This window comes from Plantactinospora sp. B6F1 (genome assembly GCF_040120695.1).
Taxonomy (GTDB): domain Bacteria; phylum Actinomycetota; class Actinomycetes; order Mycobacteriales; family Micromonosporaceae; genus Plantactinospora.
This window is the reverse complement of record NZ_JBEEAC010000013.1, coordinates 95,098-112,375: the sequence shown is the minus strand read 5'-3', so window position 1 is coordinate 112,375 and position 17,278 is coordinate 95,098. Positions and strand designations below refer to the sequence as shown.

The window sequence follows — 17,278 nt, the reverse complement described above, 5'->3', positions numbered from 1 at the left end:
GGGAGAAAGCGGACCGTATGGCAAGCGCTCGCGCGCTATGGGCGCCTGGTCACAAGGATGATCAACAACGTCAACGGGTGACTGGCGAGTGGCCCGTACGGGCATAAGGACTGATCAAGGCACCGGCACCAGATTGGCCGTCCCCGAGGGCTTGAGTCAGTACCTGAGCGACAGGTCAGCGGATTGTCAGATTGCCGACTGAAGTAGCGCCATCAAATCCGACCAGGAGCGCCGCGAGAAGATCAAGGTTGGGCCGTCCGGGTCCTTCGAGTCACGGACCGCCACCAACAGCGGTAACTCGGCTACCTCGACACAGTTGGTATCCGAGCCGCTCCGGCTGGATTTGCGCCACACCATGCCCGTCGAGTCTGTCGAGGTCATCGCCGTTTTACTCCCGTTCGTGCTCCAACGCGATCTGCCCAAGAAGCCGCAGCGACTCGGTGGGATCAAGGGCAACGTCGACCAGCCTATCCACCTGCCGACGGAAGAACGTCACCTGCTCAGCGTCCTCCAAGAACATGGATGCCATCTTCTGCTCAAGATGAACCACCGGCTTGTGCCGATCGAAGTCGAGGATCATGAACGGCCCGTCTAACCCGGTGTAACCGCCGACGGCCAGCGGCACGAGGTGGATGGTGACTCGCGGCCGAGCCGAAGCCTCGATCAGGTGCCGCAGTTGCCTGGCCATGACCCAGGGACTGCCGACCACCCGCCGCAGAGCACCTTCGTCGACGATGACGTGCAGGGTCGGCGGCTCGTCTTGGGTCAACAACGCTTGCCGACCTAGCCGTGCCGCGACCCGAAGCTGGGCGCTCTCATCCGGCACACCGCATGCCTTCATCACGGCTCGGGTGTAGTCGGGGGTCTGGAGTAGACCCGGCACAAGCAGCGGCTCGAAGTTGAAGATCGCGCTCGCGTCAGTCTCCAACTGGAGGAGAGTCCGCGACCATGGGGTGAGCCCAGCCCCGTACGTCTCCCACCAACCCGGCTCGCCGGATCGCTCGGCCATCGCCAGCAGTCGCTTCCGCTCGGCACCGGTCACACCGTAGATGACCAGCAACGAAGCAAGGTCCGCCACGCGGATTCGCTGCTGGCCGGTCTCCATCCGGGAGAGTTTGGAGCCCTGCCAGTCGAGCTGGGTCGCCACTGCCCGGACGCTGAGTTTCTTGGTTTGACGCAATCGGCGCAGCTCACCGGCCAGCCCACGTCCCACGATCGTCGGTAGCTCGGGGTCAGGCATCGATACCTCCATGCGGGTAACCCTTGACTTGATCTAAGCACACAGCGAGAGTGGATAGCAACGATGCGATTCTGAACTTGTTGTTGTGATACTCGGGAGATGATGCTCTGATGTCGACGACAATCAAGGCGTACGACTCGGCGGACAGTCCAGGGCCGATCACGTCGGTGCTGGAGCGGTTTCGGCCACGACCTGCCGGCGAGGCACCGAGCCTCGGCGCCGAGGCCGAGGCAGCCCGCTACACGGTTCTGCTGGTGCCGCCGGACCAGGCTGAGGCGCTCGGGCACGCCCGCGAGGATGCCGGGCTCAAGCTCTACCTCGACAGCGAGTACGACTACGACGTCGCCAATCTCTACGAGGCGGCCAAGTTGATCGAGGAGGAGTGCGGCGCCCCGGTCACCCTGGTCGAGCACCGCGCCGACCTCACCTACTGGACCGCGCGGCTCCGCCAATCTGCATGAACTCGATCCGAGGCGCGAGATTTTGCCTGAATCCGCGATTTTGCTGGGCCAGCAAAACGCTGAGCCGCTCCTGACCCGGCCGACAGCGAGTACGACAGCGACCTCGCCAATCTCTACGGAGCGGTCAGACTGATCGAGGAGGAGTGCGAAGCCCGGCGACCCTGGTCGAGCACCGTGCCAACCCCACCCACTGGACCGCCCGACTCCGCCAACCTGGCTGAGAACATCACAGCTCGCGGTTCGGTTGCTACGCTTATTGCGGATATTGCGGCTACGATAACCTCGGGAGGTGATCATGAACCTTGCCGTAAACCCAGTCACCCCGGATCCGCAGTCGGTCGAGGTGGCTGCCGAGGCCCTCAGCCAGGTGCAGGCATACCTGCGTACGCATCAAGATGACGCCGCCACCGTTCGACTGGTCGATGACGACGAGGCCGAACAGCTTGTCGTGCCCCGGGGGGCGATCGAGCTGCTCGCCCGCGTTCTCGCACACATGGCGAACGGCCACAGTGTCTCGGTCGTGCCCGCCCATGCGGAGCTGACGACCCAGCAGGCGGCCCAGCTCCTCAACGTGTCGCGGCCCTACCTGATCGGTCTGCTGGAGGCCGGCGAGATCGAGTACCGCAAGGTAGGGACACACCGCCGGGTCCTCGCAGGGTCCCTCCTGGCGTACAAGCACCGAGATGATGCTCGGCGCCGGAAGGCCGCCGACGAGCTGACCCAGCTGGCGCAAGAGATGGATCTGACCTGAGCCATGACCTTCGTCGCCGTCTACGACGCCAGCGTGCTCTATCCAAGCACTCTGCGGGATCTGCTGATCCGGATCGCGCAGTCAGGTCTCGTCGATGCCAAGTGGACCGAGCAGATTCTCGACGAGATGTTCCTCGCTCTCCGCAGGGACCGTCCGGATCTCGACGAGATCAGACTGGTCAGGACCCGGACCCTGATGGGAAAGGCTGTCCGGGACTGGAAGGTCACCGGCTACGAACCTCTCGTTGACGCCCTGAAACTGCCCGACCCCGACGACCGCCACGTACTCGCCGCCGCCATCCGGGCTCGTGCCCAGCTCATCGTCACGGCCAACCTTCGCCACTTCCCGGCTGACGAGCTGCGCGCCTGGGACGTGGAACCCAAGTCACCCGACGAGTTCGTCCGTGACCAAATCAGCCTGGACCGGAGCATGGTCTTCGCAGCCGTGCAACAGATCGCGGACTCGTGGCGCAACCCTCCGGGCAGCTTCGATGACGTGCTGAACCGCCTCGAACGGTCCGGTCTCGGGGTCAGCGTGGCCGAACTACGAGCGGGGGGACAGCAGTAGAGCAACGGCGGCTCACCAGGGCGGGCGGGCTCGTGCCCAGTTGTCGGCCCAGTCGCCGGTGATCCCGGTCGACTCGAAGTCGCCGAAGTCGGCGCCGAGGAACGGATTCGCCAGGTAACGCACCTCGTCGTGCTCCGGGCCACGCGTCGGATCCACCGACACCAGGGCCAGCCGGTACGCCGGCCCAACGTTCTTCGCGTGGAACACCTGGGTCCGGGAGACGAAGAAGTCCGTCGCCCCGGCCACCCGGCCCTTCACCTCGATGTCGATCCGCTCACCGCTGCCCGGGTCACGGCTGCGCACGTCGTACCCCGGATTGTTGTGCGGCATCCGGTCCGCCGCGCGGCCCAGCGCCCGTTCGGCGGCGAGCACCGCCGCCACCGCCCGCTCGTCCACCACCGCCGGGTCCGTCGCATGGCCGGCCGGGTCGCCCCGACCGGCCAGCCGGTCGAGCAACCCCTGCGGCACGACCAGTGCCACCCCGGCCAGCGTCGGCGGCTGCGGCATCACCGCGCCGTCGCGGTCCAGTTCGGCGGTACGCCGTTCCAGCCGCCGCTCCAGCTCCTCCGCCCGCCGCCGGGCCGTCTCCGGGCGCATCGTCACCTGCCGTCCGGCGCCGATCGCGGCGGCAAGCCGCCCCTCCTCGCCGTACCAGTAGTTGATCTCCTGGGTGAGTCGCTGGGTGACCTGCTCGCGGGTCCGCCGCACCAGCAGACCGATCCGCTCGCGCACCTCGGCCAGGTGCTCGGCCATGCCGTGCTCGACGGCCCACGCCACCGCCGACTCCTCGGCACCCTCCACCCACCAGCCGGCCTCCACGACCGGCGCCAGCAACGCCGACTCGTCCCCACCGAGCGGACGGTAGTCCAGATAAGGCGCCACCCCGGCCGAGCGGGCGGCCCCGCTGCCGCTCAACTCCACGAACTCGAACCGCTCGGAGACGGTACGCGCGGGAGTGTGCCCGTCGGTCAACCGCTGGGTGAGCGCCACCAGCAGCCGGGGCTGGTCGTCGCCGTCCCGTTCGTCGACCAGGAGCGCACCCTGTCGCAGCAGTGCCCCGTACCGCTCGATGGTCGCCGTCACCACGACGTCGAGCAACGGATGCCCCGGCGCTAGCAGCTCGGCCTGGGACCGCCCCGGCTGCCGGATCTGCTCCCGGTCGAAGCAGACCCGCTCGTAGCGGCGCAACATCGGCACCGCCACCCCCGTCGGACCCGTCGTGCCGGCGACACCAGTCGTACCGCCGCCACGCGGCCCGGGCCGGTCGCGCAACGCCGCCGGCACGTGGGTCACCTCCCACCGGCCGGCCTCCCGCCGGTTGATCCGGCCGCCCGCCTCGGCGAACGCCCGGAGGAAGAACGCCTCGATGAAGTACGGCTGGAGCCGGCGCGCCCGCGCCTCCTCCATCTGCCGGCGGACCGCTTCGAGGTCGGCGAGCGAGAAGAGGTCCCGGTGCAGTGCCCGCTCCGCCAGCAGCGCGGCCAGGCCGTCGCCGACCCGGGCGTCGATCACCTTCGTCAGCCACTCACGCCGTTCCGGGCGGTCGCCGTAGCGCAGCGCCTCGACCAACAGCTCACGCAGCGGCTGCCCGTCGAACGCCTCGCCGAGCACGTCGAAGACCTTGTCGGTGCCGAGCGCCCGGCGCTGCTCCTCCAGCTTGCCGAGCAGCCGGAGGAAGACCGCACCCTCGCGGGTGTCCCGGGCGACCAGGTTCCACAGGTGACAGACCTCGGTCTGGCCGATCCGGTGGATCCGGCCGAACCGCTGCTCGATCCGGTTCGGGTTCCACGGCAGGTCGTAGTTGACCATGAGGTTGGCACATTGCAGGTTCAGGCCCTCACCGGCCGCATCGGTGGCCACCAGTACGGCCCGGTCCCGGTCGTGGGTGAACGCCTCCTGGATGTGCCGCCGGTCCTGCCGGCGTACCCCGCCGTGGATCGCGAGCACCGCGTCCGGGCCGATCAGCCCGCCGATCCGCTCGACGAGATAGCCGAGGGTGTCCCGATGCTCGGTGAAGATGATCAGCTTGCGCAGCCGACCGCTCGCGTCCCGCATCGCCGCCGGATCGAGCAGCAGTTCCCGCAGTTCACCCCACTTGCGGTCGTCGCCGGAGTTGCGTACCCGACAGGCCAGCGCCGCCAACTCCTCCAGGGCGGCGATCTCCTGGTCCAGCTCGGCGATGGTGCGCGCCGCGCTCGCCGCGTCGACCACGTCGCCCTCGAACGTCTCCAGCTCGTCGGCGTCGAGGTCGTCCAGGTTGGCGTCGAGCTGCTCCGGACCACTGCCGGCGATCAACCCCGCGAACCGCCGCCCGGCGAGCGGCTCCGGCGCCCTCCCGTCCACCACCTCCTGCCGACGGCTTTCCAACCGCCTGCGGCGGCGCTCCAGCGATCGCCAGATCGCCTCCGGGCTGGACGCGAGCCGGCGTTGCAGCACCGTCAGCGCGAACCCGACCGTGTTTCCCCGGCCACCCTCGCCGGCCTGCCGGAGCGCGTCCACCCGGTTCCACTCGCCACGCACATACGCGGTCACCTCGTCGTAGAGCCGCTGCTCGCCCGGTGACAACGGGTACGGCACCGTCGACGCGCGCCGCTCCGGAAAGAGGGCCGTGCCGTCGAAACGCAGCAGCTCCTCCTTGACCATCCGCCGCATCACGCCGCCGGTGTCCAGACTGTGCGCACCGGCCCGGTAGCGCCCCTCGAACCGGTCCTGGTCCAATAGCGCCAGGAAGAGCTGGAAGTCCTCCTCCTTGCCCGCGTGCGGAGTGGCCGTCATCAACAGCAGGTGTCGGGTCTGCCGGCCGAGCAGCCGGCCCAGGTCGTAGCGCCGGGTCGTCTTCAGCTCCCGCCCGAAATAGTGCGCGGACATCCGGTGCGCCTCGTCAACGACGACCAGATCCCACTCGCTGCGCTCCAGCAGCGCCAGCAGCTCGTCCGACCGGGAAAGCTGGTCCATCCGGGCAATCAGCATCGGGTACCGGTCGAAGACGCTCCCGGCCACGTTCGCCTCGGCCAGGTCCCTGGTCAACAGGTCGAACCGGAGGCCGAACTTGTCCAGCAGCTCGTCCTGCCACTGCTCCACCAACCCACCTGGGGCGACGATCAGGCACCGGAGTGCGTCTCCCCGCAGCAGGAGTTCCTTGACGTAGAGCCCGGCCATGATGGTCTTACCCGCGCCGGGATCGTCGGCGAGCAGGAAGCGCAGCGGCGTACGCGGCAGCATCTCGCCGTACACCGCCCGGATCTGGTGCGGCAACGGCTCCAGCTCGCTCGTGTGCACCGCGAGCATCGGGTCGAAGAGGCCGGCCATCCTGATCCGCAGCGCCTCGGCGGCGAGCCGGAAGGCCGCAGCGTCAGCGTCGAACGCGCGGCCCTGCGAAGCGGACGCGTCGGCCCGCAGCGCCGACACCTCGCTCGCGTAGAGCAGGCGTTGCCCGACCTGCCCATCCCCGAACTCGTAAGTGATCTTCAGCGCAGTTGCGCCGACCGGCTGCGAGGCCAGGACGGTGATAGGCCCGTCCGGCACGATGCCACGGAAGCGGGCGCCCGGGGTCACCCTCGCGAACTGCTCGTGGTCGGTCATTCCTGCCCCAACGGACGGTGTTCCCGCGATCACGTCGGGGACCATTGAATCATCGAGACACCTACTCGTCCGGCCTCTGTACGCGCTCCTGCACTCCTTTGGACATGGACCGGGCGCACAGACGGGGCAGCTCGACAGTCGACCGACGGCGGGGTGCCGCCCCCGGCAGGGGCGCCCCCCGACTGTGTGGGAACGCGTCCGCGACTCAGGTGTGGCAGAGGATGCCCAGGTCGTCGACCCAGGTTCCCAACCGCACGCCGTTGACGCCGATCAGCGAGACCCGGACCAGGATGTCCGTCGGGCCGTGGTTCCAGGAGGTGGAGACGAAGGTGTACGGCGGCACGTCGGTCCGATCCCGACTCGGCACGTCGGTCCGCAGATTCACACGTGGGTCAACCGGGTCTCCGCCACGGATCGGGTGGCGGCATCGGATGCTCAGACACCAGCTGCGCTGGACGGCTGCGTAGGTGAACGATCGGCGTCGGGGGCAGCGGGACGGGTCGTCCGTACCCGCTGGAAGGCCTTCGCTGGGTGACGCTAAAGATCGTCTTGGGGCGAGTCAATCCTCTGGGCGCTCCTTACTTTCTTCTGGGAAGAAACGAACGAGGGTGCCAGGAGGACTACTGCCGTACATCCACCGAATGACCTCTCCAGGCTGATGCCCGACCGGTGGCGTCCTGCCTAGTTTGTTGCCATGACAGGCGAAGACAGCCCACATGTCGCACGACCACCCGGCGAACCCAGGACGCACCCTCCCCGTGCACGCACCGCCACGATCGCCGCCGTTGCCCTGCTCACTGCCGGACTCGTCGCCGGCTCGGCACCGGCCCACGCCGGGACGACCGAATCCGCCGGCAGGTACTCCGCCGAGATCCGCCGCGCGTCGTACGGCGTACCGCACATCACCGCCGCCAACTTCGGCAGCCTGGGCTTCGGGGCTGGCTACGTACAGGCCGAGGACAACATCTGTGCGATCGCCGAGAAGGTGGTCACCGTCAATGCCACCAGGTCACGGTACTTCGGTGGCACCGACGCGAACGTGGCCAGCGACCTGTTCTTCCAGAAGGCCAAGGAGGAGAAGGTCGCCGAAGGGTTGCTCGTCGGCTCACCCAACGGCGTGTCCGCGCCGTCACCGCAGGTCCGCGGCCTCGTCCGTGGCTTCGCCGCCGGCTACAACAACTACCTGCGCAGGACCGGGGTGGCCAGGCTGACCGATCCGCAGTGCCGGGACAAGCCCTGGGTACGGCAGATCAGCGAGCTCGACCTCTGGCGTACCAACTGGGCCAACATGATCCGGTCCGGCACCCTGGAGTGGGTCGGTCCACTCGTCGAAACGAAACCCCCGGCACCGGGTGCCGCCACCACCAGCACCGGCGCCAGCATCGGCGGGCCGGGCGCGAGCGCCCCCAACTCCGGTGAAGCACCCGACGGCTCGGCCGGAAACGCTGGCGACTCGGCCGGAAACGCTGGTGGGCTGGGCAGCAACGCCTACGGGCTGGGCGGCACGGCGACGGTCAGCGGCGGCGGGATGCTCCTCGCCAACCCGCACTTCCCCTGGGACGGCCCCGACCGGTTCTACCGGGTGCACCTGAAGGTCCCGGGGGTGTACGACGTCGAGGGGGCGGCGTTGCTCGGCGATCCGATCGTCCAAATCGGGCACAACGCCACGATGGGCTGGAGCCACACCGTCTCGACCGCCCGTCGGTACGTCTGGCACGAGCTGAGGCTGGCGCCCGGCGACCCGACGTCGTACCTTGTCGACGGTCGCCGGGAGAAGATGACCCGACGCACCGTGACGGTCCGGGTGCCGACGTCGAACGGTGGCACGAAACCCGTGACCCACACGTTCTACGACACCCGCTTCGGCCCGGTCGTCGCCACCCACGCCTTCCCCTGGACGACCAGCACCGCGTACGCGATCACCGACGTCAACGCCGGCAACGCCCGCGCGCTTGACGGCTGGGTACAGCTCGGGCGGGCCGGCACGGTCCGGGCGGCGAAGGCGGTCCTCGACCGCTACCAGTTCCTGCCCTGGGTCAACATCATCGCGGCCGACGCGGCCGGGGATGCGCTGTACGGAGACCACTCGGTCGTCCCCCGGGTCACCGACGAACTCGCCACCAGGTGCATTCCGGAGCAGTTCCAGGCCCGGTACGCGGCCAGCGGCGAGGCGGTGCTCGACGGGGCGACGGCGGCCTGCGGGCTGGGTGCCGACCCCGACGCGGCGGTACCCGGAATCCTCGGCCCGGCGCGGCTGCCGGTGCTGATCCGCACCGACTACGTCACCAACTCCAACGACAGCCACTGGCTGGCCAACCCGGACCATCCGCTGACCGGCTACCCACGGATCATCGGCAGTGAGCAGACACCGCGTAGCCCGCGTACCCGGCTCGGGGTGCTCCAGGTGCGGCAGCGGCTCGCCGGCACCGACGGCCTGTCCGGCACCAGATTCACCACCGGGAACCTCTGGGAGGTCCAATTCGGCAACCGGGTCTACGGCGGAGAGCTGGTCCGCGACGACTTGGTCGCGCTCTGCACGGAGAACCCGAGCGCCACGGCGTCGGACGGCGCCACCGTGGACCTGACCGCGGCCTGCCCCGCGCTGCGGGCCTGGGACCTCCGAGTCGACCTGGACAGCCGCGGCGCCCACCTGTTCAACGAGTTCAGTCGCAGCCGCGGCCTGCTGTTCCAGGACCCGTTCGTGGCGACCGATCCGGTCAACACCCCAAGGGTCCTCGCGAAGGACGACCCCAGGGTCCTGACCGCGCTGGCCGACGCGGTGCAGCGGCTGGCCGGCATCCCGTTGGACGCACCGCTCGGTGCGGTACAGACCGAGCCACGGGGTGCCGAACGGATTCCGATCCACGGTGGGCCGGGTAGTTCCGGGATCTTCAACGCGATCAACACCGGGTTGGTGGCCGGCGTCGGCTATCCGAAGGTCACCTACGGGGCGTCGTTCGTCATGGCCGTCGAGTTCGGCCGGAACGGCCCGTCGGGACGACAGATCCTGACGTACTCGCAGTCGGCCAACCCGAACTCGCGCTACTACGCCGACCAGACCCGGCTCTACTCGCGGAAGGGCTGGGACACCGTCAAGTACACCGAAGCGCAGATCTCGGCCGACCCGAACCTGTACACCTACCGGGTACGGGAAAGCCGGCAGGACAGCCTGGGCTGACGGACCGGGCGGGTACCCCGGCACGGACCACGGGTACCCCGGCACCGACCATCAGTGCCGGGGTACCCGGGCCGGTGGATGCATGGGTCGCCCGGGGCGAGCCACGGTGCTGCCCCGGGGCAGGTAGCCCCGGGCGACGCACTCGACCGGGATCATCTCCAGCCGGCGGACCCGGATCGCCCGCCCGGCCCACTCCGCCGGTACGGCGGTGGCCGAGATGACGTGGTTCGGCGCCAGGTCGGCGAGGTGGGCGAGGAGCTGGTTGGGATCCAGCTCTGGGCCGCCGGTGGTGCGACCGAACCGGTGATCCTGCGCACCCTCGGCCCCGGGCCGCTCGGCTTCGCGTTCGCCCTGGACGGCGAGCGGCTCGGGTGGGCTCCATCGGCGGGCGTCGACAACTAGGCTGGCGCCGTGATCTCCCCGCAGTCCGATGCCGCCGCCGACCTGACACCGTCCATCCGAGAGAGTCCCACCTGGCTGGCCGGGGCCCGGGTCGCCGGACTGGTCGGGCTGGCGGGTGGGCTCGGCTGCTGGGCGTACACGGTGGCGGTGCTCACCCCCCGGATGCCGGTGGTGGCGGCGACCGCCCCGATGCCGGGCGGGGACGGTGAACTTTTCCTCTGGGTCGCCGAACTGCGCTGGGCGGCCATCCTGCTGGCGGCGCTCGGTTTGCTCGCCGCGCTCGCGCACCGTTCCGCCGCGCTGCCGCTGGCGGCGGCCACCGGCGCGGTACTGCTCGGTATGGACGGGGCGGTGGAGCGGGCCGACGCCGGAGAAGGTGTCGGCCTGGCGGTCACGCTGGGGCTGGGCGTAGCCGTACTGGGCCTGGCCGGGTGGCTGACGTGGCGGCGGGGCGCCGCAGTTCCCCCGCACGTCGTACGGCGACGGCTCGCGATCGTCGCGGTCGCCGCCGCCTGCTGCGCACCGGTGCCGCTGCTGCAGGGCACCCCGGCGGTCAACCATCCCTTCCTGCCGGGCGGGCTGCCGGCGGTAACCGCCCTGCTCCCGGTGTTACTCGTCGTGGTGGCCGCCTTCGCCGTCGGCACCGCCCGGCACCGTCCGTCGGCTCCGATCGTGCTCCTGGCCGGTGCCGCGTTGCCGGCGATGGTGCTCGCCGCGTTCGGTACCGCCACCGGCGCCGGGATCGAGCCCGGGAAGACCAGTTTCGGCGTGCTGCTCGCCGTACCCCTGGTGGTGGTCGTGGTGGCCCTGCTCCGCCGGCATCGGCCGAACCGCCGCACGGTGGTGCTCTGGACCGGACTCACCCTCGCCGGCCTGCCCGCCAGCGTGCCGTTCGTCTTCGTCTCCGTGTTCGTCTCGATATTCCTCTCGGCCCCGCTCTTCGCACTGGCCGGCACGAGCTATCCGGCGGACGGCCTCGCGGTGCTGCCCGGTGTGGCCCTGCTGGCCCTGACCGCCGGCGGGCTGATCGCGCCGCTCACCGTCCCGCACACCGGCCGTTCGTCGCCCGTCGCCGGGCCGCCGGTCATGGTGCCGGTTACCAGCGGCGGCCGGTGAGCCGCTCGTACACCTCGACGTAACGGGCCCGGGCCGCCTCGACGACCTCCGGCGGCATCTCCGGGGCCGGTCCGGTCTTGTCCCAGCCGGTGCCGACCGCCCAGTCCCGGACGAACTGCTTGCTCAGCGAGAGCTGGTCCCGGCCGGGCTGGTAGGAGTCGGCCGGCCAGAACCGGGACGAGTCGGAGGTGAGCAGCTCGTCGGCGAGCACCATCGTGCCGTCCGGCGCCCAGCCGAACTCCAGTTTGGTGTCGGCGACCAGGATGCCCCGATCGGCGGCGAGTTCGGCGCCGCGCCGGTAGACGGTGAGGGTGATCTCGCGGAGCCGCTCGGCGGTCTCGGTCCCGACCTTGGCCACCACGTCGTCGAAGGTGATCGCCTCGTCGTGCTCGCCCTGCGGTGCCTTGGTGGTCGGGGTGAAGATCGGCTCGGGCAGGATCGACGCCTCCACCAGCCCGGCGGGCAGCGGTACGCCACAGACGGCGCCGGTCCTCTCGTACTCCTCGATACCGGAACCGGTCAGGTAGCCCCGGGCGACACACTCGACCGGGATCATCTCCAGCCGGCGGACCCGGATCGCCCGCCCGGCCCACTCCGCCGGTACGGCGGTGGCCGAGATGACGTGGTTCGGCACCAGGTCGGCGAGCTGCTCGAACCACCAGAGTGACAGCGCGGTGAGCAGTTTGCCCTTGTCCGGGATCGGGGTCGGCAGCGCCACGTCGTAGACCGACACCCGGTCGGAGGCGACCAGCACCAGGTCGTCGCCGTCGGCGTAGACGTCCCGGACCTTGCCCGAATGCAGCAGTTCCACGCGCCCAAGTACATCACGGTCGCCAATCCGGGCCCGGTGCGGCCCGCGCCGGCCGGGCCGCCGCCGGCCGGACCCGTCACCCGGGCTGTTCCGGGCAGAGGTTGGGACGATCATGCCCGTACGGGCGTTGACACCCGCCGAGGTCGGCTGTGTAAATGATCCGGTTGCCGTCACAGCTGACCCGGTGTCGTCAGGAGTTGTCGTGCCTCTTCCCCTCCCCTCCCCCGTGACGCCAAGACCTCCGGCCGGCCGACTCGGCCGGCGTCTGGGTGCCGCACTGCTCGTCGTCGTCACCGCGCTCTCCGGTTGCACCGCCGAGGACGCCGCGCCAAAGAACGAAAAGGTCGAACTCTCCGTCTTCTGGTGGGGCGGCGACCGGCGGGCCGAGTTGACCAAACAGGCGCTGGCGATCTACACCAAGCGCTATCCGGACGTCACCTTCAAGTTCACCCACCAGGGCAATGCCGGCTACTTCGACCGGCTCTCCACCGAGGCCGCCGCCGGCAACGCCCCGGACATCTTCCAGATCGACGACAACTACCTCACCGAGTACGCGCAGCGGGACATCCTGCTGGACCTGACCGACTATGTCCGGACCGACGTACTGGACCTGCGGAAGCTGCCCGCCGGTCTCGCCCAGTCCAGCCAGGTGACCGGCCGTACGGTCGCCGCGGCGGCAGCGGAGAACACCCCCGGCCTGATCTACAACAAGAGCCTGCTCGACCGGCTCGGCCTGCCGGAGCCGAAGATCGGGATGTCCTACCAGGACTACCTGGACTGGGCCGAGCGGATCACCGAGCGCAGCGACGGCGAGGTCTTCGGCACCATGGACCCGTCCGCCGACTACAAGGCGCTCTGGCTCTGGCTGCGCTCGCAGGACAAGGAGCTCTACCGGGGCCGGCAGGTGGGCTTCACCGAGAGCGACCTGACCCGCTGGTTCGAGCTGTGGGCAAGGGCCCGGCAGCGCCGTGCGGCCCCGCCGGCACCGGTGATCAAGCCGGCGAACAGCGGTGACGTGACCAAGCAACTGGTGGGCAGCGGCCAGGCGGCGACCTCGTTCGTCTGGTCCAACCAGCTACCCGAGTTGCAGAAGCTCACCAAGGACAAGCTCAGGGTGGTCAGCTACCCGGGCGACCCGGCGGCGCACTGGGCCCGGGCCTCGCTCTACTGGGCCGCCTTCCGGGGTACCCGCCATCCGGACACCGTGGTGCACGTCATCGACTTCCTGGTCAACGACACCGTGGCCGGCGAGATCCTCGGCACCGAGCGAGGGCTCAGCGCCAACCTGGACGTACGGCGGGCCGTGGAGGCGTCGCTGACCGACGAGAGCATGAAGCAGTCGGTCGCCTTCGAGACCACCATGACGGAGAAGTTCGGACCGGCCCCGGTGCCGCCGCCGAAGGGACACGCCACGGTCAAGCAACTGCTGATCCAGGCGGCGGAGAGCGTCCAGTTCGACAGGGCTTCCCCGCGTACGGCCGCAGCCTCCTTCATCAACCAGGCGAACGCCGCGCTGACCAGGTGAGCCGCCGGATAAGGACCCCGTCCGCCGTTTCCCGGCGGCGGAGGGGTCCCGTCCGGACGCCCCGGTCGGGGTCACCCGGTGCGGCTGCTCAGCGCTTCCCTCCCGACCTGCGGTTGCGCATGACGAAGACCAGGATCGCCACGATCAGGCCGACCACGATCAGGCAGCAGATCAGTCCCCAGATGCCGAAGCTGCCCCGGGCCCGGCGCCCCCGGGCCGCCTCCAGCACCAACTCGCCGGGTCCACTCGACGCCCAGGCCATCGCCGGCACGAACACTGTCAACGCCGCCGTACCGAGCACTGCGCTCAGGCGGACCCACCAGTTCCGGAAAATCTCCATGGCTACATCCTCGGGGCTACTCGCAAGTCCCGCCGGCAACGCGGCCGATCACCGCCCGCCCGCTCTCAGCCCCGGCCGCCGTACCTGACGAGCGCGACCAGCAGGCAGCCGAACGCCGCGAGGCTGAGTACGACGCGGACCAGGTTCCACGCCCGCCACCTCGCCTCGCCGAAATCCCGGCGTACTCCGGCGAGGTCATCGATCTGGTCCGGGTCGCCGGCCGCCTTGATGGCGTCGTTGCGCGGCACGTTCACCGCCAGGGTGATCACGACCACCACCAGGTAGAGCACGAACGCGACGGCGGTCCACGGCAGTCCGCCGTGCCCGTCCGCCGGCAGGTGCAGGGCGGCGGAGATCCCGGTGAGCACCAATGCTCCCAGGAAGCAGGACATGAACCACGGGTTGATGATCGACCGGTCGAGGGACTGGAACGCGCCGACGAACGTACGGTCGTCGGTGCCGCCCAGCCCGGGCATGATCGTGTGTGCGTACAGGGTGAACACCCCGGCCACCAGCCCGGTGGTCATCGCGGCGGCGCCCAGAACGGCCCCGGTCAACAAATCGCCCGCCTCCCGTCGGTCCCGGCCGGCAGATCCGGCAGTGGCAGTATCACCGAACTCCCCCGGCCGTCCCAAGATCTGCCGGAGAAGCAGACCGGCCCGCCAGCTGGGCTGGCGGGCCGGCGCTGCCGAACAGCGGCGGCTCAGCGGGCGGTTGCCGGCTGGGTCTCGGCCCCGACGGTCGCGGCGACCCGGCGGCGGCGGGTCGGCAGCATGATCGTCGGGTGGGAGACGCTCCAGGCCGCACTCGCGCAGATGAACTCCTTGTACCGGGCGGCCTGCCGGCCGGTAAGGGCGGCCGGCCTGGCCCGGTCGTCGGGGGTCACGAACTGGATGATGCCGTCGTGCCGGCCGAGGCTGATGCACTGCTGGACGTAGCCGATCGTGTTACCGGGGAGCTTGCGGCCGGTCAGCCGCGCCGCGATGGCGTCGGCGGCCTTCCAGGCCATCGGGATCCCCGAGGCGCACGACATTCGCAGTGGCCTGCCGCCGGCTCCCTCGGCGATCCCGGCGTCGCCGACCGCGTACACGTCGGGATGCGAGACCGAGCGCATCGTGGCGTCGACGACGATCTGCCCGGAGTCGGCGACCGCCAGGGCGCTGGCGGCGGCGATCGGGTGCGTGGCGAAGCCCGCCGTCCAGACGGTCACCTGGGCCGGGATCCGCGCGGCGGAACCGGTGAGCACGCCGGTCTCCTCGACCCGCACGATGTCCGTGTGCTCGTGGACGGTGATGCCGAGCCGGTCGAGAACCGTGCGCAGGTGCCGTCGGGCCCGGTCGCCGAGCCAGTCGCCGACGCCGCCTCGGGCCGCGATCGAGACGTCGAGGTCCGGCCTGGTCTCGGCGATCTCGGTGACCGCCTCGATGCCGGTGAGGCCGCCGCCGACGACCAGTACGGCCGCACCCGCGGCAAGCTCACGCAGCCGCTCGCGCAGCCGCAGTGCGCCCGGCCGGCTGGCGACGTGGTGGGCGTGCTCGACGACACCGGGGACGCCGTGGTCGGCAACGGTGCTGCCGAGGGCGTAGACCAGGGTGTGGTAATCGATCTCGTCGGTACCATGCTCGTCGACTACCTCGACGGTCCTGCGGTCGACATCGACGGCGGTGACCCGCGCCGGTCGTACCGCGACGCCGGTGCCCGCGAAGACGTCGCGCAGCGGGCGGCGCCGCAGGTCCTGCCCGACCGCGAGCTGGTGCAACCGGACCCGCTCGACGAAATCAGGGTCGGCGTTGACCAGGGTGATCTCGATGTCGTCGGAGTGGAGCCGGCGGGCGAGCCGTCCGGCGGCGTGGGCCCCGGCATATCCGGCCCCGAGGACGACGATGCGGTGCTTCATGTTCCGCTCCTGTCTGGTGTGGCCTGCTCGCCTCCTGAACCGGACGGCGACGCGATCCCTGACAGGACCCGGTTGAGACCTCGGTCACCAGCCGATGCCGGGTGACTCCCGGTGATCGGACGCGGCCCACTGCCTGCTGATCCGCTTTAGCTTGTCGGGGTTGGCCTGGGTGTGGATCGCGGCCACACCGTCGGGGGTGACGTCGAGCGACATGACGCCGACCACCCGATCACCGCTCACGGCCAGCAGGGCGGGGCCGTCGTTGACGACGGTGACGTGCACGGTGAAGGCGCCACCGAGCAGGGCCTCGAAGGTGGCCCGCCTGGCGGCGGTCGGCGCGAACAGGCCCCGCAGGAATCGCGCGATGCCGAGCGCACCGACGACCGGGGTGCTCCGGGCCGGGATCCGGCCGCCGCCGTCGGACATGCTCACCGCGTCGTCGGTCAGCAGCCGGACCAGCGGATCGGTGTCACCGCTGAGCGCGGCGGCGAGGAACTCGTCGGCGATCTTCCTCGCGGCGGCGGCGTCGATCTCCATCCGCACCCGGCCGGCGGCGACGTGCTGCCTGGCCCGCCGGTAGATCTGCTGACAGTTCGCCTCGCTGAGGTCGAGGATCCGGGCGATCTCGGCGTGCGGATAGCCGAACGCCTCCCGCAGTACGTACACCACCCGCTCGTTGGCCGACAGCCGCTCCAGGAGGGTGAGCACCGCGATCGAGACCAGTTCCCGCTGCTCGGCGGTCTCGGCCGGCCCGAGCATCCGGTCCCCGGCGAGGAGCGGCTCCGGCAGCCAGGGCCCCACGTACCTCTCGCGCCGGGACCGTGCCGACGTGAGCTGGTTGCGGCAGACGTTGGTGAGTACCTTCGTCAGCCACGCCTCGGGCGTCTCGATCCGGTCCCGGTCGGCCGCCTGCCAGCGCAGGAACGTGTCCTGAACCGCGTCCTCCGCGTCGGCGGCCGAGCCGAGCAGGCGGTAGGCGATCGCCTCCAGGCGGCCCCTGGAGCCCTCGAACAGCTGGACCTCACGCGGACTGAGCGACATCACCCACCAGTTAAGCACGCGGGTAGGCGGCCTCAGCTCGAGCACGTGGGTGGGCGGCCTCAGCGCCGAGCGGGCCCGCTCGCCAGTGGCTGCCGGGCGCGTGACCGGTTCTCGACCGGGACGGGCCGGGAGGCGGTCGGGAGGGGCCGGTTGCGTCGGGGAGCCGTCTTCGACCGAGGTAGCGACCGGGTGCGCAAAACGGCCCCTCGGATGATCTCCGAGGGGCCGTTTTCCCTGGTAGCGGGGACAGGATTTGAACCTGCGACCTCTGGGTTATGAGCCCAGCGAGCTACCGAGCTGCTCCACCCCGCGTCGGCTCGTTAACACTAGCGCACACCGCCCGCGCCCCGCAAAACGGGGGTCGAAC

General features: G+C 70.1%; 16 protein-coding genes, 1 tRNA gene and 1 pseudogene. 7 read left to right on the top strand and 11 right to left on the bottom strand.

The genetic code is table 11. The features are described 5' to 3' along the window. Positions 1-186 precede the first annotated feature (186 nt). A complete protein-coding gene (locus ABNF97_RS18420) occupies positions 187-357 on the bottom strand; it encodes a DUF397 domain-containing protein (protein ID WP_502930514.1) in 171 nt (56 codons plus the stop codon). A 31-nt stretch (positions 358-388) separates the two neighbouring features. Then, a complete protein-coding gene (locus tag ABNF97_RS18415; protein ID WP_349339228.1) occupies positions 389-1,240 on the bottom strand; it encodes a helix-turn-helix domain-containing protein in 852 nt (283 codons plus the stop codon). A gap of 110 nt (positions 1,241-1,350) precedes the next feature. On the opposite strand from ABNF97_RS18415, the gene ABNF97_RS18410 reads away from it, so the two are divergent. The 3 genes from ABNF97_RS18410 to ABNF97_RS18400 all read left to right on the top strand — a co-directional run bounded on the left by ABNF97_RS18410 (position 1,351) and on the right by ABNF97_RS18400 (position 3,019). Then, positions 1,351-1,701, top strand: a complete 351-nt coding sequence (locus ABNF97_RS18410) for a hypothetical protein (protein WP_349339227.1) — start codon at positions 1,351-1,353, stop codon at positions 1,699-1,701. Positions 1,702-1,996: 295 nt separating this feature from the next. After that, on the top strand, positions 1,997-2,452 hold the full coding sequence (locus ABNF97_RS18405; RefSeq protein ID WP_349339266.1) for a helix-turn-helix domain-containing protein: 456 nt from the start codon (positions 1,997-1,999) through the stop codon (positions 2,450-2,452). A 3-nt stretch (positions 2,453-2,455) separates the two neighbouring features. Further along, a complete protein-coding gene (locus ABNF97_RS18400) occupies positions 2,456-3,019 on the top strand; it encodes a PIN domain-containing protein (protein ID WP_349339226.1) in 564 nt (187 codons plus the stop codon). A 12-nt stretch (positions 3,020-3,031) separates the two neighbouring features. Here the strand turns inward: ABNF97_RS18400 and ABNF97_RS18395 are convergent, their stop codons facing one another. After that, a complete protein-coding gene (locus ABNF97_RS18395; RefSeq protein WP_349339225.1) occupies positions 3,032-6,601 on the bottom strand; it encodes a helicase-related protein in 3,570 nt (1,189 codons plus the stop codon). A gap of 205 nt (positions 6,602-6,806) precedes the next feature. Continuing rightward, the gene (locus tag ABNF97_RS18390) at positions 6,807-6,986 is read right to left on the bottom strand and encodes a hypothetical protein (RefSeq protein ID WP_130464848.1); all 180 of its coding nucleotides are present in this window, start codon (positions 6,984-6,986) and stop codon (positions 6,807-6,809) included. 309 nt (positions 6,987-7,295) lie between these two features. Between ABNF97_RS18390 and ABNF97_RS18385 the strand changes: the two genes are divergently transcribed. Then, positions 7,296-9,779, top strand: coding sequence for a penicillin acylase family protein (locus ABNF97_RS18385; RefSeq protein WP_130464849.1), 2,484 nt, complete (start codon positions 7,296-7,298; stop codon positions 9,777-9,779). Between the two features lie 111 nt (positions 9,780-9,890). On the opposite strand, the pseudogene ABNF97_RS18380 reads toward ABNF97_RS18385, so the two are convergent. Continuing rightward, a pseudogene (locus ABNF97_RS18380) lies at positions 9,891-10,025 on the bottom strand (phosphoribosylaminoimidazolesuccinocarboxamide synthase); the annotation flags it as partial. On the opposite strand from ABNF97_RS18380, the gene ABNF97_RS18375 reads away from it, so the two are divergent. Further along, positions 10,002-10,181, top strand: a complete 180-nt coding sequence (locus ABNF97_RS18375) for a hypothetical protein (protein ID WP_165436562.1) — start codon at positions 10,002-10,004, stop codon at positions 10,179-10,181. The pseudogene ABNF97_RS18380 and the gene ABNF97_RS18375 sit on opposite strands and share 24 nt — an antisense overlap. A 9-nt stretch (positions 10,182-10,190) precedes the next feature. Continuing rightward, positions 10,191-11,297: a hypothetical protein gene (locus ABNF97_RS18370; protein ID WP_165436563.1), complete on the top strand. Its 1,107-nt coding sequence runs from the start codon at positions 10,191-10,193 to the stop codon at positions 11,295-11,297. Here the strand turns inward: ABNF97_RS18370 and ABNF97_RS18365 are convergent. Beyond that, a complete protein-coding gene (locus ABNF97_RS18365; protein WP_130464851.1) occupies positions 11,278-12,108 on the bottom strand; it encodes a phosphoribosylaminoimidazolesuccinocarboxamide synthase in 831 nt (276 codons plus the stop codon). The two genes, ABNF97_RS18370 and ABNF97_RS18365, sit on opposite strands and share 20 nt — an antisense overlap. A gap of 202 nt (positions 12,109-12,310) precedes the next feature. Between ABNF97_RS18365 and ABNF97_RS18360 the strand changes: the two genes are divergently transcribed. After that, positions 12,311-13,633 carry an ABC transporter substrate-binding protein gene (locus ABNF97_RS18360; RefSeq protein ID WP_349339224.1) on the top strand — a complete coding sequence of 441 codons (1,323 nt, stop codon included), beginning with the start codon at positions 12,311-12,313 and terminating at the stop codon, positions 13,631-13,633. A gap of 88 nt (positions 13,634-13,721) precedes the next feature. Here the strand turns inward: ABNF97_RS18360 and ABNF97_RS18355 are convergent, their stop codons facing one another. The 5 genes from ABNF97_RS18355 to ABNF97_RS18335 all read right to left on the bottom strand — a co-directional run bounded on the left by ABNF97_RS18355 (position 13,722) and on the right by ABNF97_RS18335 (position 17,223). Continuing rightward, on the bottom strand, positions 13,722-13,973 hold the full coding sequence (locus tag ABNF97_RS18355; RefSeq protein WP_130464853.1) for a hypothetical protein: 252 nt from the start codon (positions 13,971-13,973) through the stop codon (positions 13,722-13,724). A 65-nt stretch (positions 13,974-14,038) separates the two neighbouring features. Next, positions 14,039-14,530 carry an anthrone oxygenase family protein gene (locus ABNF97_RS18350; RefSeq protein WP_349339223.1) on the bottom strand — a complete coding sequence of 164 codons (492 nt, stop codon included), beginning with the start codon at positions 14,528-14,530 and terminating at the stop codon, positions 14,039-14,041. A gap of 146 nt (positions 14,531-14,676) precedes the next feature. After that, entirely contained in the window at positions 14,677-15,870 is a 1,194-nt protein-coding gene (locus tag ABNF97_RS18345) for an FAD-dependent oxidoreductase (RefSeq protein ID WP_130464854.1), read from the bottom strand. 84 nt (positions 15,871-15,954) lie between these two features. Then, positions 15,955-16,911 carry an RNA polymerase sigma factor SigJ gene (gene sigJ, locus ABNF97_RS18340; RefSeq protein WP_130464855.1) on the bottom strand — a complete coding sequence of 319 codons (957 nt, stop codon included), beginning with the start codon at positions 16,909-16,911 and terminating at the stop codon, positions 15,955-15,957. Positions 16,912-17,146: 235 nt separating this feature from the next. Next, positions 17,147-17,223: transfer RNA gene (locus ABNF97_RS18335), tRNA-Met, on the bottom strand. Between the last annotated feature and the right edge of the window lie 55 nt (positions 17,224-17,278).

Coding starts and splice junctions, on each gene's coding strand:
- ABNF97_RS18420 (WP_502930514.1), bottom strand. CDS start 357: ATGGTGTGGCGCAAATCCAGCCGGAGCGGCTCGGATACCAACTGTGTC.
- ABNF97_RS18415 (WP_349339228.1), bottom strand. CDS start 1,240: ATGCCTGACCCCGAGCTACCGACGATCGTGGGACGTGGGCTGGCCGGT.
- ABNF97_RS18410 (WP_349339227.1), top strand. CDS start 1,351: ATGTCGACGACAATCAAGGCGTACGACTCGGCGGACAGTCCAGGGCCG.
- ABNF97_RS18405 (WP_349339266.1), top strand. CDS start 1,997: ATGAACCTTGCCGTAAACCCAGTCACCCCGGATCCGCAGTCGGTCGAG.
- ABNF97_RS18400 (WP_349339226.1), top strand. CDS start 2,456: ATGACCTTCGTCGCCGTCTACGACGCCAGCGTGCTCTATCCAAGCACT.
- ABNF97_RS18395 (WP_349339225.1), bottom strand. CDS start 6,601: ATGACCGACCACGAGCAGTTCGCGAGGGTGACCCCGGGCGCCCGCTTC.
- ABNF97_RS18385 (WP_130464849.1), top strand. CDS start 7,296: ATGACAGGCGAAGACAGCCCACATGTCGCACGACCACCCGGCGAACCC.
- ABNF97_RS18355 (WP_130464853.1), bottom strand. CDS start 13,973: ATGGAGATTTTCCGGAACTGGTGGGTCCGCCTGAGCGCAGTGCTCGGT.
- ABNF97_RS18345 (WP_130464854.1), bottom strand. CDS start 15,870: ATGAAGCACCGCATCGTCGTCCTCGGGGCCGGATATGCCGGGGCCCAC.
- sigJ (WP_130464855.1), bottom strand. CDS start 16,911: ATGTCGCTCAGTCCGCGTGAGGTCCAGCTGTTCGAGGGCTCCAGGGGC.